Genomic DNA, 15,679 nt, shown 5'->3' with positions numbered 1-15,679 from the left:
TTTACAGCCTGCGGTGAAAAAATAGTGGGCATTCCTTCAAAAACTCTTCAACATCAGAACGTTGGGCACCCTATACCGCGTCCGCTCTGTACCCCACGGTTGTGCCCGCCAATCCGGAAGGCAAGGGATACACCGCCTACGTAATACCAATCGTTGTACTGTCCTCCGCGCCGGTAGCTGGTATCAGCGGTGGGGTCTTCCACGGTTGGCCGGCTTAAGCGGGCGGCCAGTTCTCCATTGCCTTCGAGGACATCAAAATAGTTGACTTCTACATTGCTTACATCGTCGAGATAATCCGTAAAAAGCATGCGCCCCCCAAACTCCAGGCCCAAGGTAAGCTGCTCACTGAGCAATACTTTAACGCCAACCCCCATAGGCACTGCGAATTGGGTAAGGCGGTAGGGGTCTACATAATTAGGCAACCCCTGACCTTCCGTTCCTAAAGGCTGCAGTTCGATATAGTCACCATCAAAGGGCGCTTCCGGATTAAAACGAAAGACGGCTACACCACCAAAAAGATAAGGGACCAGGCCACGGTTCCTGGCCGCACCAATTTTAAACAGGTTCAACTCCCCAACCAGGGAAAACTCTGTAATCCGGCTTCGGAATGCTAAGCCACGGTCCTCACGGCCATGCCGGGCATCATCTCCTTCCAAGGAGGCCCCATTGACCCCCACGCGCAGCGCAGCGGCACGCCCCAGCTCAAAACGGGCAAATACCCCGAATGCCGGGCGGACCTCTTCAAAGTAAACGCCAAACTCTTTTGGCGAAAGATCTCCGCTGTATAAAGAGACGCCTCCCATAACTCCAAGCTGCGTTTGCGCCTCAAGGGACAGGGCAGCAAAACTGAGGAGCCCGGTAAGCAAAACAGAAAAGAAAAGGGGCTGGATGAGGTAGGATAACTTGCGTGTCATAATGCTGTTCATTGGGATTAAATGATCAATTAAGGTACTGGCCTGAAATATAGACGCTTCAAGATTAAGAAACGCTTTCCAGTCCTGAATAATTATTAAGTCCTGTGGTTAATTATAGCCTTCGGCTGGTTCGTTTCGACCATTTTGGGCAAGGCACCGGGTCAGATAGCATTTTATTAAGCCCGGCACCGAAGTTGTAGGAAACTGTGATGTTCATCATGTAGTACCAGTCCCGTGAGGTTACGCCACGGCTGTAAGTCTGATCCACACCTTCAGCACCACCAAGGGCCGGCCGGCTGAGCTGAGCAGCAAGTGGCCCGTTGTTGATGAAGATATCCCGGTGGTTCACTTCGGCTCCTGTTACATCATCCAGGTAGTCCGTAAGCAAAAAGCGGGGCCCAAATTCAAACCCAAACGTAAACTTCCGGGTAATGAACTTAATACCAGCTCCGAACGGTGCAAAGAACTGAGTCAGATTATACCGTTGTGCATAACCCGGTATTCCCTGCCCCTCGGTGCCCAGCGGCTGAAGCTCTATCCACTCCCCATCCACTTCTCTGCGGGGATTGAAATGAAACAGCCCTACTCCACCATAAAGATAAGGAAAGGTAAAACTGTACTCGGTATGCCGGATGCGCCATGCATGCAACTCGCCAATGGCTGAAAACTCCGTGATGTTGGTACGAAAAGCCAGATCGCGCTGTTTCCGATACGTTCGGGCGTCATCCCCCTGTACACTTCCAAGATTAAGGGAAAACCGGGTGGAGAATATATTACTGGAAGAAAGCCTGCAGAAAATCCCGCCTGCCGGGCGCATTTCCTGGATCATTGCTCTTGGGTCGCTTGGTGAAATATCCCCGCTGTAGAACATACTACCGAAAGTAAACCCTATATCCACAAATTGGGATGTTAACGTTGTATGCACCAAAAAACAAAAAAGCAGGACCAAAAATTGTCTTTGCATAGTTAATGGGATTTGGGAATCGAAAGGCCCAAGTCAGGCAGCCTCTAAGTCTTTGACCAAACAGACTGACTTTTAATTTTCATTCAATACTGGGGAATGGATGAACAAATACGCTCTGTAATTAGGGAGTCGCTCTGTATTGGCAAGTCGCTCTTTAAGTGCCTGACCTGCCCGGCATACTTGTGTGCAGATGCTGCAAAGCTAATTTTTTTTCCGGCTCCCTCCAAGAAAAGCACACGGATATATAAACAAAAAAACTATTGATAAAAGGTTATCCTCAGGTGCTGCTTTGATGCCAAAAGACCTTATACCTTAAACAGTATCTGAAGAATGGCTTTAGCCTGAAACAGGTATTCACCAGATTAATGCATTCGCGATTTTAACTTAAAGCTGCTCGATTTGTTTATGATCGTGGAATGCAAAAAAACCAAGTACAATAATGTCCAGACGCAAGTCAGGCGCCGATGATGCGCCCAAAGTCCGCCTCACCCGGGAAAAGCTGGCCGCTGCCGCTAAGATTTTCAGGTTTATCCACCCTTACCGTTTCGCGTTCGGTTTCGGGCTGGTGCTGTTATTTGTCTCTTCGATCACCTTCATGGTGTTCCCGTATCTTTCCGGGCTGATGGTCGATATCGCTTCCGGCGAAAAGGAAATGCCTTACTCCCTGGTTGATGTAGGCTGGATACTAGCCGCTATCCTGGTAATACAGGGGGCGGTATCCTATTTCCGCATCTACCTGTTTTCCATCGTCAGTGAGAAAGGGATTGCGGATGTAAGGAGGGCACTGTACGAAAAGCTCATTTCCATGCCCATGTCTTTCTTTGAGCACGCCCGCGTGGGCGAGCTGGTGAGCCGGCTCACGGCAGATGTGGAGAAACTTTACAATGCCTTCTCGATCACCCTTGCTGAATTCCTTCGTCAAATTATCATCCTGCTGGCAGGTATCATTTTCCTGGCTTTCCGTGCGCCACAGCTTTCGCTCATCATGCTGGCCACCTTCCCGGTAGTCATTATCGGAGCCATGTTTTTCGGGCGTTTTATCCGCAAGCTTTCCAAGGAACGGCAGGAGGAGCTGGCGGAGTCCAATAACATACTCAACGAAACCATGCAGGCCATTCAGGCAGTAAAGGCATTCACCAATGAGCTGTTTGAGTCCGTCCGCTACGGCAAGCGGATCAACCAGGTCGTAGGCATGTCGCTGAAGTACGCACGATGGAGGGCTTTATTTTCTGTCTTCATCGTTACTTTCCTGTTTGGGGCGCTTTTCTTTATCATCTGGCAGGGAGCCATGATGGTTCAGAATGGGACCATGAGCGTAGGCGTTCTCATTGAATTTGTGGCTTACACCGCTATAATTGGTGCCTCTATTGCCGGCCTCGGGAATTTCTATACGGAGCTGCTGGGTGCCATTGGAGCCACCGAGCGTATTCGTGAAATCCTTTTGGAAAACCAGGAGATTGACATCCAAAATGCGGCGCATATTCCCGACATCCCGGTCAAAGGCCATATTGAGTATAAAAACGTGCGCTTCCGCTACCCCACCCGCCCGGACATTGAGGTGCTGAAAGACATGAGCTTTCAGGTAGAGCCGGGCCAGAAGGTGGCACTCGTAGGGACGAGCGGAGCCGGAAAGTCCACTATTGTACAACTGCTGCTGCGCTTCTACAATATTGATGAGGGAGACATCCTGGTGGACGGGCAACCGATTTCCAGTTTCAATACAACAGCCTATCGCCGGAATATTGCCATCGTGCCCCAGGAAGTGATCCTCTTCGGAGGCTCTATTCGTGAGAACATTCTATACGGGAACCCGAATGCTGCGGAAGAAGCAATCATTGAGGCAGCAAAGAAAGCCAATGCCTGGGATTTCATCCAAACCTTCCCGGAAGGGCTGGACACCCTGGTGGGCGAGCGGGGCGTAAAGCTCTCGGGGGGACAGCGGCAGCGTATTGCAATTGCGCGGGCCATCCTCAAAGACCCCGCCATACTCCTGCTGGACGAAGCGACTTCCAGCCTGGATGCAGAATCAGAAAAAGTGGTTCAGGATGCGCTGGCCACGCTGATGGAAGGGCGTACCTCTATCATCATCGCACACCGGCTGGCTACGATTCGCGATGTGGACCAGATTTTCGTTATTGAAAATGGCCAAATCATAGAGCAGGGTACACATACCGAGCTTTCCCAGCAGGAAGAAGGCGCTTACAACACCCTGGCTAAACTGCAATTCGAACCGATCTAAACATGGCCTACACGCTGAAGGAGCGGCTAACGTATACCCTCGCTGGCATGGCTATGCTGGGGCTGGTCGTGGTCTACGCGCTGGAATTCGCATGGTTCAACCGCACATTGGATATATCAAGCCTGGCGTTTTACAGCATGGGCGTGGGTGGCTGCCTCGGCCTTGCACTGGGACACTACGCCGCACGAAAGGAGTATGGCCTAACCGAAAAAATCCAGATTTATATTTTTTTTGGGCTTTCCTGTACTATTTTTGGGCCGCTGGCTGGCAGCCTGAGCAATCGGCTGCTCAGCCCTCCTGCAAAACCAACGCCGGTGGAGTTCGTTTCCCAAAGTGCCCGTTACGCCAGTCGCAGCGGGCCCATAGCCGGAGAAAAACCAGCTCCGAATGTCTTTGAAATCGAATTCTACTACCGGCAGGAAATTCGGGAAATCACCAGCCTGGCCCCTTATCCCAATACCCTTGAACGGGGCGACACCGTCCTGATCAGTATCAAACCGGGACTGTGGGGTTGCGAGGTTATTCAAAAGAAAGCGGCGGTACAATGATTCAGCAACAACAATCACTACAGGCTTACAATACCTTTGGCATAAACGCTAAAGCGGCTTTCTTTTCGGATATAGAAAGCCCTGAAGTGCTACAGGACCTTCGCCGGCAGCACCCGGAGCGACCTGTATTTGTCCTGGGCGGCGGCAGCAATCTTCTCCTGACCCAAGACCTCGACCAATGGGTACTGCACAACCGGATTATGGGAAAATCTATCCTTGCTGAAGATACAGACACCACTTTGGTGCGCATCGGCGGGGGTGAAAACTGGCATGAAACCGTACTTTGGGCACTGGAACAAAACCTGGGAGGGCTGGAAAACCTGTCCCTCATACCGGGTACTGCCGGAGCTGCTCCCATTCAGAATATCGGGGCCTACGGAGTGGAATTGTCAGATGTCTTCGAACGGCTGGAAGCTATTGACCTGAGTACAGGCAAAGCGCTGGAGTTTACAAAGGAGGACGCTGCTTTTGGCTACCGGGACAGCCTGTTCAAGCGGTCTCTGAAAGAGCAAATCTTTATCACCGCTATCCACCTCAGGCTCACGCGCCGGCAACACCACCTCAACACCAGCTATGGTGCCATACCCGAAACGCTGGAGCAGTGGGGCATTCAACAGCCGGAGCCCAAAGACATCAGCCGGGCGGTCATCCACATCCGTCAAAGCAAACTGCCAGACCCAGCAGTACTGGGCAACAGCGGCAGCTTTTTTAAAAACCCGGTGATTGCCAATGCCCGCTTTGAAGCCTTACGGGACCAGCACCCTGCTATTCCCGGATATCCGCAGGGGGATACGCATACCAAAGTTCCTGCCGGGTGGCTGATTGAGCAGGCCGGGTGGAAGGGCAGGCGCATCGGGAATGTGGGCACTTACCACCAACAGGCGCTCGTCCTGGTCAATCACGGATGTGCCACAGGGGCGGAAGTCTGGGCGCTGGCGCAACAGATTATGGAAGATGTGGAGCGGCAGTTTGGCATTGCCCTCCAACCGGAAGTCAATGTGCTGTAAACTGAGACGCGAATCATGAACAACGACCAATCCATGCAACACCAGTTCCTGATTATCGAGGGAAACATCGGCGCTGGTAAGACTACCCTTTCGCAAATGCTGGCTGAAGATTTCGGCTTTAAACTCCTGCTCGAAGAGTTTGCTGACAATCCCTTTCTGCCACATTTCTACCAGAACCCGGACCGCTATGCCTTCCCGGTGGAGCTCTTCTTCATGACCGAGCGCCACAAGCAATTGCAGCAGGAACTGGCACAGCGCGACCTTTTTCAGGAGGGTATCGTTGCGGATTATATCTTTTACAAAACCCTGCTTTTTGCCCGCAACAACCTCAATACCGAAGAATACCGATTGTTCCAGCGTTTATTCAACATTCTGAATGCAGCTTTCCCTAAGCCGGACCTGCTCGTGTACCTCCACCGTTCCGCAGACCGTCTTATGGACAACATCCGCAAACGGGGACGGGCCTTTGAACAGGAAATCGAGCCCTCCTACCTGCAGGAAATCCAGCAATCCTACTTTGAGTTTTTCCGCTCTAACGAACAACTCCCTATCCTGATCATCGATATTGAGGACCTGGACTTCCTGAACAACCCTGAAGATTACCAGAAAATCCTTGACCTCATCAACCGGCCCTATCGGCCGGGGCTGCACCGGGCCAGTTTTTATTAGCCATTAACCCGTTTTGCAAAGTCGATAAAGAAATCCAGGGCCTCCGGATTGCGCATCGCATCGCGGTTAGCTGCTTTTTCCGCCGGGTGCCCGAGCAGGATTTTCTTCACCGGTGCCTCCAGCTTTTTGCCGCTGATGGTATAGGGGATATCGGCCACCTCAATGATGTCATCTGGCACATGACGGGGCGAATACGTTTGTCGGAGGGTGGTCTTTAATTCCGCTTTAACGGTTTCTGTCAGCGCTTCTCCCTTATTCATTAGTACAAACAAGGGCATGTAGTGCCGCCCGCCTTCCAGCTCCAGGTTCACGATCAGGCTGTCCTTTATGGCTTTTACCTTATTAACTGCCCGGTAGATTTCCGCAGTGCCGATGCGGACGCCGTGCCGGTTGAGCGTTGCGTCTGAGCGGCCCAGGATAACCAGGGAATCACGACTGGTAATTTTCACCCAGTCGCCGTGCCGCCAAATGCCCGGGAACAGTTCAAAGTAGCTTTCCCGGTAACGGGCCTTGCCGGCATCATTCCAAAAGTAGACCGGCATGCTGGGCATCGGTTTTGTGATCACCATTTCGCCAACTTCATCGTCCAGCGGCCGCCCGTCCTCATCGTAGGCATACAGGGCGCAGCCAAGGGCACGGCACTGAATTTCGCCCATGTAGACCGGGCGTTCCGGGCAGCCGCCCACGAATGCCGTACAAACATCCGTGCCGCCGCTCATCGAACAAAGCCAAAGGTCTTCCTTAATATGCTGATACACATAATCGAAAGCTTCCGGTGGCAGGGGTGCGCCCGTTGAGCCAATAGATCGCAGTGCGCTGAGGTCAAAATCTTTGGAGGGATTGATGCCACGCTTCATACTCGCCACCAGAAAAGGCGCACTCGTACCGAAGTGGTTGATCTTCGCCTTTTCGGCAAATGCCCACATGACGGTCATGTCCGGGTAGGCGGGGCTGCCATCGTATAGTACCGGCGTGGCCCCCGCCAGCATAGCCGCCTGCACGAAGTTCCACATCATCCACCCTGTAGTGGAGAACCAAAAGAAGCGCTCTCCGGGATGTACGTCATTATGAAAAGCCAGGTACTTCAGATGTTCCAGCAGTACGCCGCCGTGGCTATGGGTAATCGCTTTGGGGATACCTGTGGTGCCTGAGGAGTACAGCACCCAGATCGGATGGGCAAACGGGACCGGCTCAAACGCTAACCCATCGTGGGGAGTACCGAGAGCATCTGCCCAGCTTACAGCTTTGGGAATCGCCGCTGCCTCGGCACTTTCATCCAGGAAAGGTACGAGAACGACCCGTTTTAAAGTGGGCAGTGCTGCTACGATCTCCTGTACTACTCCTGTTTTGTCGTAGGGCTTACCATTATAAGTGTAGCCATCCACAGCGATGAGCACCTTAGGCTCGATTTGCTGGAAACGGTCCGTTACGCTGCTGGTCCCGAAATCCGGCGAGCAACTCGACCAGACAGCGCCCAGCGAACAGGCCGCCAGGAAAGCAATGCTTGCCTCTTCGGTATTGGCCAAAAACCCAACGACCCGGTCGCCTTTTTCCACGCCCTGCGCCTTTAGGAAAGCCGCAAAAGCCGCCACCTGTTCTTCCAGCTCCGCCCAGCTGAGGCTATGCAGGGGCCGGGTTTCGGACTGTGCCATCAGGGCAGGGTGCGCAGTAGTCCGGTTGCGGAAAATATGCTCTGCGTAATTCAGCGTGCTCCCTTCAAACCATTTGGTATCCGGCATGGGATCATCTGACATGACCTGAGTGTAGGGTTGATGCGCAATAATGTCAAAATAATCCCAAAGGGATGCCCAGAAGTCGGCTGGTTCGGCCACTGACCATGACCAAAGCGCCTCGTAGTCGTCAAAGTTCAGTTGGTGGTGCCTGTTAAGCCATTGCCGGTAGTGAGCCAGGCGGGATTGTGCCCGGAAGGCCTCAGTAGGTGCCCACAGCTGCCGGGGTTGATCAATCATAAATTTGGTTTTACCGCGCCACGGCTGGATTCCGCCCCATCAGAGAAAAGGTGCGAAAAATCATCGCGCCGTTCCGCGCTGTTGGTTGTGTAATGGCCGGGAAAATAGCTGGTTTTCGTCAATTTCCCGAGCCTCCATAATCAATTCCAAGTGAATCATCTCATGCATGATCAGGTGAGCTACAGCAGTATACTTTGGCTTGTATAGCACACGGTGAACATCCCGTTTTTTGTATTCCGCCACCTCCAATTTAGCAGCGGTAGGGATATTGTCGCTTGGTTCTATCTCGATCAGCCTGCCTGTGGCATTTTCCAGTTCTTGATGCAGGCTATGGTACAGCTCTTCAGCTGCGACTGTTTCCGCATAGTACGATGCCGTTTCGATCATCAACCCTCTAAGCGGGCGTATAAGCGTGCGGAACTGATCGTCTTTTCCCGCTGAGGACATTGCCCGGCAGCAGTAATCAAAGCATTCAGCGTAATCTGCGGTTTTAAAGCTGGTTAACGCAAGTCCGTAAAGCGCAAAGGGAAAGTTTGGCTCCGCTTCCAGTGCGCGCTTGAAAAAGACCGCTCCCTGTTCGAGCTGACCGCTTTTTGAGAGTACGCCACCGATATTGTTAAGGGCAAGGTAATTGTCCGGCTCCAGCTCCATGACTTTATCGAAGAAGACCTGGGCTGTCTCCAGGTCACCTTTCCCTTCGGCGTACAGATTCCCCATCACGATCAGCGATTCCGTATGGTTAGGGTCCCACTTTAAGGCATCGATCAGGTAGTTCATAGCGCCTTCCTTGTCACCTTCCTCAGCAAGGCACTGACCGTAAACGCGGAATAACTCAGCGTTCTGAGTACCCTCATCAAGGAGAGGCTTGATAATTACTTTAGCGCGGTCATAAGCACCTTTAGAAGCCAGATATAAAGCGCTCTGGTAGACTTTGTTGACTTTGGAGACCTCTTGTTCATCCACTGAAATCTGAACGATATCGTCCTCTATTTTCACCTCTGGCGTGTAACCACCACGGCTGTAGGCATTGCGTAGGTACTGAGCCAGTCGGCTATCGTCCTGCCAATCGTCGTCCTTTAAGCCGGGAAAGAGCTGTCCCAGGAAAGCGTCCTTTTTGAGGTTAATCTTCATATAGTGGGTTCGAGTTGGTCAGTGGTGAAGATAGGATGTTTGGAGGAAAGTTGGAAGTGTAGGGGATGTATTCGTTGCTTAAAACCCATTGGGATGGGTTCATCTGAAGCAGGACTTCTCAGAGGGCGTTGAGCTGGACCTTTCTTTTCTGGGACCGGGAATGTACTTGGTGTGGGTTGGGGAGCGGGTGTTTAAGGTTATGAAGGTTTAGGGGGGAAGAGCACAGACCCTGTTCGTGCGCTTTTTTAAAACAGCATTTTCCACCCCCTACTCAGGTTCGTTCGAAGGGTCGCCTTTTTCTTGCGCTGCAATAACAGATTCCACCCGGACCAATGGCAAGTCGACAATTTTAGCAATCATTGCTGTGGCAATACCATTTTCGTAGGCCCGTAAGATGGCTAACTGCTTTTCCTGCTCAATGCCCTGTTCACGCACTTCTTTTAAAATAGCTTCTTCCAGTCCCATAGGTTGCCTTGATTTAGTAATTTCTCGCACTTCCTTTTCAAATTTAAGCGTATTCTCTGAATTTTGAAAGGACACGTACATGTTGATAAAGTTATACAGCCTGCGAATTTTGACCTTGCTAAGCCCTCGTGACAGTAAGTGACGGATTAAGTTCAGCTTGCTGACCATCAATTGGTCATCATCTTTAACCCTGGGGTCTAAAGCAAGGCGGGCTGCATCAAGGGCTAACCCGAAAGGGTTTTCGGATGCCCGTAATTCCTCTGCTGTATAATCTGCTAATACAAACGATTGAAAACGGTAGATAAGTTCCGTACCTAAGAAATCAGCCTTGTAGGCTTTTGCGTGGTAGGCGCGTTTATTATCCGTATAGATCGCTATTGCAGTGACCGGTTTACCATACCGGTCCTGAATGCGGTAATAATACTGGTACATCCGGAAGGCAAACTGATCATCCGGATAGCCCTGCACCTCTACGTGCACCAAAAACCACTGCTCTTGCCCATTTTTAAGCCAGGCTTTGAAAAGCTTGTCCGCATGCCGGCGCTTTGTCTCCGCTTCCGGCATAATCTGTTCCAGGTCTTTGTCTAAAAAGGTCACTCCCCGCTCAAGGTCAATCTTATTGATGTAAGCATGGAAGAAGAAATGCAGGAAATCTTCAATTAAATCCTCGATGAGGGCTTTCCAAAGTGTATCGCGCCGTATCATGCCTGTAAGATAATAGAAACCACAGAAAACAACCAGTTTATTTGAATTATTTTGATTCAATCTAACACCTTACGCTGAGGAAATTTGAATTAAGCCCTTTCGATGCAGTAAATACTTTTTATGCTTTCCGACTAAGCCCCTCACCCATTAGGCCCCTTTGGGCGCTGCGTTACACTTAGCGGCTACACCAAAACCGGGACTTCTGCTTCCTGTATGAAACCTGTGGAGCGCTCCAACTGGATTAACTATACCGACGACGAAGTAGTTTGGGACCAACCATGACTTCATGTCGGCATACCTGTGCGTACCGGCAAACTCGTGCGTCGGGTTTGTACATTACGCCCAAACCTCTCCGTTCCGAGTATAAATGTAATTTGTCATACTACGCTAAATCGGCAGAACCAGGACAGAAACAACGCCGATTTAGTCCCGGTCTTAGACTTACTTGGTGAGCCACAAAGGCGAACCTTAGTAAGTCGTCTTAACCGGGATCGCAGTCCTAACTTATCTGGATGCGCTCGCCTAGTAGCCAAGTCGTCTACGTAAATGGTAAAAATCCCGTCGCAGTCCTAACTTATCTGGATGCGCTCGCCTAGTTATGTGGTCTTCGTCATGCCAATCCCAGTCACGGTCGCAGTCCTAACTTATCTGGATGCGCTCGCCTAGATACACATAGATATGGATATCCTTATATATATGTAGTCGCAGTCCTAACTTATCTGGATGCGCTCGCCTAGAAAGACTCATATAATTATGATAGAACAACACATGAAGTCGCAGTCCTAACTTATCTGGATGCGCTCGCCTAGACATGTCTTTCAAAGTCATTACAAAGGCTCGTAGTCCGTCGCAGTCCTAACTTATCTGGATGCGCTCGCCTAGACATAGAGGAAGAACCTAGCAATGACTGTGTGTAGTCGCAGTCCTAACTTATCTGGATGCGCTCGCCTAGGAACAAGCAGAAAAAGGAGAACAAGGAGAAGCTGAGGTCGCAGTCCTAACTTATCTGGATGCGCTCGCCTAGAAAAATACTACAATCAAGCAACGTTCGCTGAACGTGGTCGCAGTCCTAACTTATCTGGATGCGCTCGCCTAGGATCAGGTCAGTAAGAGGCACGTATTCATAGACTAGCGGTCGCAGTCCTAACTTATCTGGATGCGCTCGCCTAGGGGTACACTATTAACGGCGAATACGCGTATATGGACGTCGCAGTCCTAACTTATCTGGATGCGCTCGCCTAGTCAATAACTTCCCAAGATGTTGAGAGCACCAGTTTCTGTCGCAGTCCTAACTTATCTGGATGCGCTCGCCTAGCCAAATGGCCGGTTCCTAAACACAGTAGGTATATTAGTCGCAGTCCTAACTTATCTGGATGCGCTCGCCTAGAAAAAGTAAATGAGTTTCACCCGGTAAAGAAAAAGCAGTCGCAGTCCTAACTTATCTGGATGCGCTCGCCTAGTCGTGTCAAATGTAATACATAATCTTTTCTTTTTCAATACGCCAATTGAAAAAATGGCGCTTCAGTAGCCTAAATGAGGCGGTTGCCGGCACCGCCTCATCATACCGTCACTTTATCAAATCAGCAGATGTAAGTCGTCATTCAAAGAACGTTGCAGTCCGGCGGACTGCCCTTCCCAAACGAGATCAGCTAACCGGCTCTTGGTTACGGGGATACATAAAACGCTGTCCTGTGGATCAAGATTGCTTTTTAGGCACTGCCCAACACTGACCCTAAGGTCTTTTAGCTCTTTAGCTGAGAAATCGGGTACGAAAAATACTGATTTTTGTACGCGCCTGCACCCTTTTTGTTGCAAAAGTTTTGCCAATTTATCCCGAAGCCGGTCCTGACTGATATCATAACTGATGAAGTAGCTCGTCATATTTCCTCTGGCTGATGCGTAAAATAGAGGCGTGCAACGTAAGCAATCGTCAGGCAGACCATCATGACCAGGACGATCTCCTTGAAGTCGCCGCTAATACCGCTTTTGTTGCTGCTGCCAAATGCAGTGCCTTTACTTTCATTGTAGGCCGCAAGGCGCTCCTTGTCTTCATCTGTGTAGGGGTCCGGGTGCGCTTTGTGCCGGATCGTGGGGTCCATAAAGATACTGTCGCCCTGCTGATGCAGCCAGAATCGCACGCCGCCTCTACCGCCACAGGCGCCCCGCCCTCTGTCGTCCTGCGGTGTGCCGTCCATACAAATGCAGCCGATGCGCGGGCCCTCCGGCCGGTCGGTCACGGTCGCTTCCCAGTCTGAGGTGCGGAAAACCTGATCCCACTCGTCTGCTTCGGGGATCCAGTCTGTCGTGTCGAGGTTTTCCTCTTCATAAGCGTTGAGTTCATCTTCGATCCGGTGTGCCGCTTCTTCGTGGAAGGCGCGCATGAGCTCGTCGGCGTCAATGATGGGGATCTGGGCAGTTGCAGCTGTGGCAAAACCGAAAGTGGATAGTAAAAAGCATAGCATTTTTCTCATGTGCATAAAGTTTATTCAAAGGGTTTAAAATCACTTTCGCGGAGCTTTGCAGCGAGTTGCAAAGCGTCCAAATCAATATGCAGGGCTCTTCGGCGCTGCTTGCCGTGGTAGTGCACGGGGCTTTCTAGGTACGCCAGGAATGCCCCTATGACCTCGTTTTTGCCATTTGGCCCCAGCCAGAACCCTTCCCGCCCCTTGTCTTCGAACCCGGAAAGGCCAAGGCTGCCGTTATTGCACAGCTCTATAGCCACCCACTCTGCCCAATGCCGGTAAGGCTCGATCATATCATAGACCAAGGTAGGGCGGTTGTACTCGTCGGCATGCAGGATGCCAGTGTAGGGGTCAAGCCCTGCTTTCATAAGTGCCAGTTCAACAAGCGGATAAAGCATGCCGTACAGGTAGTTGAGCAGGGCATTGAATGGGTCGTAAGCAGGCCTTTTGCTGCGCCCATCAAAAACAAAGGGTGGTTTCAGGATGCTGCCCATAAGCTGGAAATAGTGCCGGGTGGCAGTGCCCTCCCAACCTCTGAGGCTATCCTTCAGGGATTCGACATCCTTGTACTTGTAAGCCTGCCGGTGCCGGTTGATGATACTCGACAATACCGCTTTGCCCCGTTCCCAGGAAGCCGCATCCACCGGGTACTTTTCTGACCACAGGCTTAGGTTTTCCAATTGCATAGCTGCCCGGCGCTGCAGAAGCCCCGCCACATACTGAAGCCCGTCCATGTGCATAGAAAAAAGCGCCTGCTGCTTGCGTATCGTGGAGATAGACCCAAACTGCCCGCTCCAGACCTGCCCTGTTGCCCGGCCGAGCCCATCCGTGAGCACCACCGGAATGTCTTCCTGAATAGCCAGCTGCAAGGCATCCGTGCTCACCCGGACCCCTTTGGACAAAAAGATGGCTTTCACTTCCCGCACGGGCAATGCACGCCCCTCAGCCCCTTTGGGCTTCACGAAAAACATGCCGTGCCGGACGCCCAGGAATGCGCCGTAGGAGTCGAGGTAGACCTGCATATTCTACTACTTTTCATAAACCAGGCTATTCAAGGGGAACAACCTCGACAATGCATTACGCCATTCACCCTGCACAGGTTACACTTCTTCATTAGAAAATTTCCGGCATATTATCTCTCAAGACTCCTACTACCCTATCTCAATCTCCCCAAAGCCCCGCCCGGCACCACGGCCAAGGCCCGCCTGCAATGGCAGCACCGCATCCGTCTGAAAAGACACATTGAAAGCCAGCATTTTGTTTTTGGAAAAGGTGACCGTGGAAGCCCCCTCCCATTCTGTGATCGCAACGCTAAAACGCTCCGGGAATTGATAGCCCAGCCCGGTCGCTAAGCCCAGGATTTGGCCCGCCAGCGCACGCTCCATGAGCTCCAGGCGACCGATGAGCCCAGGTGTTTGCTGGTAGCGCTTGTAATTATCCTGATTAAAGGCAATCCAGGACCGCAGCCGATACTGCTGCATTTTTTGGGACAATCCTATTTGTTGTATAGCCCGTTTCATTTCATACAAATGGGCCTCTCTTTTTTGCCGGGTGAAAGTTACGCTCCAATCCGGTTGCGCAAACAGGCGCATCGCCTCATCTGCCCCTTTACCCAGAAAGAACAGGCCCGGGCAGCCTTCCATAAGCCTATATTGCACCAGCGGATAACGGTAGTGGTAACGGCGGTTGCCTTTCTCATCATTGTCATGGTTGTGGAACCACTCGTGCTCCAGCCCCACCTTGGCAGCCATAGCCCCACGGAAGGCATTGAGCTCCCGGGGCTGTATCCGGGGCTCGAACCGGACTTTCAGCGTGGGGATATCGAGGAGGTTCGGGCTCTTTGTCAAAGCTTCATTTGTTTTATCTATCAGCCTGGTAAGGGGCTATGATCGTTTCTGTTTTCTACACTGTGGCACTTGCTGCTTACGCAATATCGACTGGGGGAAAGTCTTTTTATGAGCTCTAATGACAATTGGCCAGCTGTCTTGTACAGCGCCCCTTTCAAAGTCATGCTCAAGCCATTGCCCCCGCACTCACTTTTCAAATTTAAGCGTATTCTCTGGATTTTGAAAGGATAGGGATGTGCATCCTCCCTCATTTTCCTTCCATGCAGGCCCATAGCTCACCTTCCGCACCTACGGCGCGGCCCCGCTGTGCTATCTCGTGGTTACCGACATTTTGCCCCTAACGGGGCATTGCCGACATAGCTCAATCTAACGCACTGCAGCTGGATCTGGTGCGGTCATCTTATCCAATGTAAGGAGCAGTCAATCACTGTAAGCCCCGTTAGGGGCTATAGGTAGGTAACACAGTAAAGCCGCAGCTTCCCCCGCGCCGTAGGTGCGGAATGTGTATTGTACAAAGGGACGTAGCGATGCCTTTTGTCAATGCTCCGCTCGGGTATTTCTTGAAAGTACATCCCCCTATATTGTCCTTCCATCCAGGCCCTTAGCTCACCCTCCGCACCTACGGCGCGGCCCCACTGTGCTATCTCGTGGTTTCCGACATTTTGACCCTAACGGGGCATTGCCGACATAGCTCAATCTAACGCACTGCAGCTGGATCTGGTGCGGTCGTCGTGCCCAATGCAAGTAGCAGTCAAACG

General features: G+C 51.5%; 13 protein-coding genes and 1 CRISPR repeat array. Of the genes, 4 read left to right on the top strand and 9 right to left on the bottom strand.

From position 1 onward, the window contains the following. Positions 1 to 53 precede the first annotated feature (53 nt). Both IX84_RS31330 and IX84_RS31325 read right to left on the bottom strand, forming a co-directional pair. Entirely contained in the window at positions 54 to 914 is an 861-nt protein-coding gene (locus IX84_RS31330; RefSeq protein WP_152605183.1) for a DUF6089 family protein, read from the bottom strand. A gap of 112 nt (positions 915 to 1,026) precedes the next feature. Continuing rightward, the gene (locus tag IX84_RS31325) at positions 1,027 to 1,878 is read right to left on the bottom strand and encodes a DUF6089 family protein (protein ID WP_052516274.1); all 852 of its coding nucleotides are present in this window, start codon (positions 1,876 to 1,878) and stop codon (positions 1,027 to 1,029) included. A gap of 439 nt (positions 1,879 to 2,317) precedes the next feature. On the opposite strand from IX84_RS31325, the gene IX84_RS21415 reads away from it, so the two are divergent. From IX84_RS21415 to IX84_RS21400, 4 genes are read left to right on the top strand one after another with little or no spacing between them, the layout of a single operon-like run. Continuing rightward, entirely contained in the window at positions 2,318 to 4,117 is a 1,800-nt protein-coding gene (locus tag IX84_RS21415) for an ABC transporter ATP-binding protein (protein WP_044225624.1), read from the top strand. 2 nt (positions 4,118 to 4,119) lie between these two features. Beyond that, positions 4,120 to 4,665, top strand: coding sequence for a hypothetical protein (locus IX84_RS21410; protein ID WP_044225621.1), 546 nt, complete (start codon positions 4,120 to 4,122; stop codon positions 4,663 to 4,665). Further along, positions 4,662 to 5,672: a UDP-N-acetylmuramate dehydrogenase gene (murB, locus tag IX84_RS21405; RefSeq protein WP_044225618.1), complete on the top strand. Its 1,011-nt coding sequence runs from the start codon at positions 4,662 to 4,664 to the stop codon at positions 5,670 to 5,672. The genes IX84_RS21410 and murB overlap by 4 nt, the downstream gene beginning before the upstream one ends. A 15-nt stretch (positions 5,673 to 5,687) precedes the next feature. After that, complete coding sequence (locus IX84_RS21400; RefSeq protein ID WP_202965282.1) at positions 5,688 to 6,341, top strand: deoxynucleoside kinase; 654 nt, start codon at positions 5,688 to 5,690, stop codon at positions 6,339 to 6,341. On the opposite strand, the gene IX84_RS21395 is transcribed toward IX84_RS21400, so the two are convergent. The 7 genes from IX84_RS21395 to IX84_RS21365 all read right to left on the bottom strand — a co-directional run bounded on the left by IX84_RS21395 (position 6,338) and on the right by IX84_RS21365 (position 14,921). Next, positions 6,338 to 8,311: an acetoacetate--CoA ligase gene (locus IX84_RS21395; RefSeq protein ID WP_044225615.1), complete on the bottom strand. Its 1,974-nt coding sequence runs from the start codon at positions 8,309 to 8,311 to the stop codon at positions 6,338 to 6,340. The genes IX84_RS21400 and IX84_RS21395 overlap by 4 nt on opposite strands. Positions 8,312 to 8,371: 60 nt before the next feature. Further along, positions 8,372 to 9,442 carry a tetratricopeptide repeat protein gene (locus IX84_RS21390; protein ID WP_044225612.1) on the bottom strand — a complete coding sequence of 357 codons (1,071 nt, stop codon included), beginning with the start codon at positions 9,440 to 9,442 and terminating at the stop codon, positions 8,372 to 8,374. A 267-nt stretch (positions 9,443 to 9,709) separates the two neighbouring features. Continuing rightward, positions 9,710 to 10,612 carry an Rpn family recombination-promoting nuclease/putative transposase gene (locus IX84_RS21385; protein ID WP_044225869.1) on the bottom strand — a complete coding sequence of 301 codons (903 nt, stop codon included), beginning with the start codon at positions 10,610 to 10,612 and terminating at the stop codon, positions 9,710 to 9,712. A 490-nt stretch (positions 10,613 to 11,102) separates the two neighbouring features. Next, positions 11,103 to 12,072: direct repeats of the CRISPR family, unit length 36 nt; unit sequence GTCGCAGTCCTAACTTATCTGGATGCGCTCGCCTAG. A 115-nt stretch (positions 12,073 to 12,187) separates the two neighbouring features. Continuing rightward, positions 12,188 to 12,493, bottom strand: coding sequence for a CRISPR-associated endonuclease Cas2 (gene cas2, locus IX84_RS34695; RefSeq protein WP_052516272.1), 306 nt, complete (start codon positions 12,491 to 12,493; stop codon positions 12,188 to 12,190). Then, positions 12,490 to 13,083 carry a hypothetical protein gene (locus tag IX84_RS21375; RefSeq protein WP_152605182.1) on the bottom strand — a complete coding sequence of 198 codons (594 nt, stop codon included), beginning with the start codon at positions 13,081 to 13,083 and terminating at the stop codon, positions 12,490 to 12,492. Before IX84_RS21375 ends, cas2 begins: the two co-directional genes overlap by 4 nt. Before the next feature lie 11 nt (positions 13,084 to 13,094). Next, a complete protein-coding gene (gene cas1 / locus IX84_RS21370) occupies positions 13,095 to 14,096 on the bottom strand; it encodes a CRISPR-associated endonuclease Cas1 (RefSeq protein WP_044225606.1) in 1,002 nt (333 codons plus the stop codon). Positions 14,097 to 14,225: 129 nt separating this feature from the next. Continuing rightward, positions 14,226 to 14,921, bottom strand: coding sequence for a CRISPR-associated endonuclease Cas6 (locus IX84_RS21365; protein ID WP_044225604.1), 696 nt, complete (start codon positions 14,919 to 14,921; stop codon positions 14,226 to 14,228). Between the last annotated feature and the right edge of the window lie 758 nt (positions 14,922 to 15,679).

The organism is Phaeodactylibacter xiamenensis, assembly GCF_000759025.1.
Taxonomy (GTDB): Bacteria; Bacteroidota; Bacteroidia; order Chitinophagales; family Saprospiraceae; genus Phaeodactylibacter; species Phaeodactylibacter xiamenensis.
The sequence above is the reverse complement of the archived record's forward strand: the minus strand, read 5'-3'. Positions and strand labels throughout refer to the sequence as shown.

Bases quoted from the DNA above. Each gene is read 5' to 3' on its own strand.
- IX84_RS31325 (WP_052516274.1), bottom strand. From the start codon at position 1,878: ATGCAAAGACAATTTTTGGTCCTGCTTTTTTGTTTTTTGGTGCATACA.
- cas2 (WP_052516272.1), bottom strand. From the start codon at position 12,493: ATGACGAGCTACTTCATCAGTTATGATATCAGTCAGGACCGGCTTCGG.
- IX84_RS21390 (WP_044225612.1), bottom strand. From the start codon at position 9,442: ATGAAGATTAACCTCAAAAAGGACGCTTTCCTGGGACAGCTCTTTCCC.
- murB (WP_044225618.1), top strand. From the start codon at position 4,662: ATGATTCAGCAACAACAATCACTACAGGCTTACAATACCTTTGGCATA.
- IX84_RS21385 (WP_044225869.1), bottom strand. From the start codon at position 10,612: ATGATACGGCGCGATACACTTTGGAAAGCCCTCATCGAGGATTTAATT.
- IX84_RS21395 (WP_044225615.1), bottom strand. From the start codon at position 8,311: ATGATTGATCAACCCCGGCAGCTGTGGGCACCTACTGAGGCCTTCCGG.
- IX84_RS21415 (WP_044225624.1), top strand. From the start codon at position 2,318: ATGTCCAGACGCAAGTCAGGCGCCGATGATGCGCCCAAAGTCCGCCTC.
- IX84_RS21410 (WP_044225621.1), top strand. From the start codon at position 4,120: ATGGCCTACACGCTGAAGGAGCGGCTAACGTATACCCTCGCTGGCATG.
- cas1 (WP_044225606.1), bottom strand. From the start codon at position 14,096: ATGCAGGTCTACCTCGACTCCTACGGCGCATTCCTGGGCGTCCGGCAC.
- IX84_RS21400 (WP_202965282.1), top strand. From the start codon at position 5,688: ATGAACAACGACCAATCCATGCAACACCAGTTCCTGATTATCGAGGGA.
- IX84_RS31330 (WP_152605183.1), bottom strand. From the start codon at position 914: ATGACACGCAAGTTATCCTACCTCATCCAGCCCCTTTTCTTTTCTGTT.
- IX84_RS21375 (WP_152605182.1), bottom strand. From the start codon at position 13,083: ATGAGAAAAATGCTATGCTTTTTACTATCCACTTTCGGTTTTGCCACA.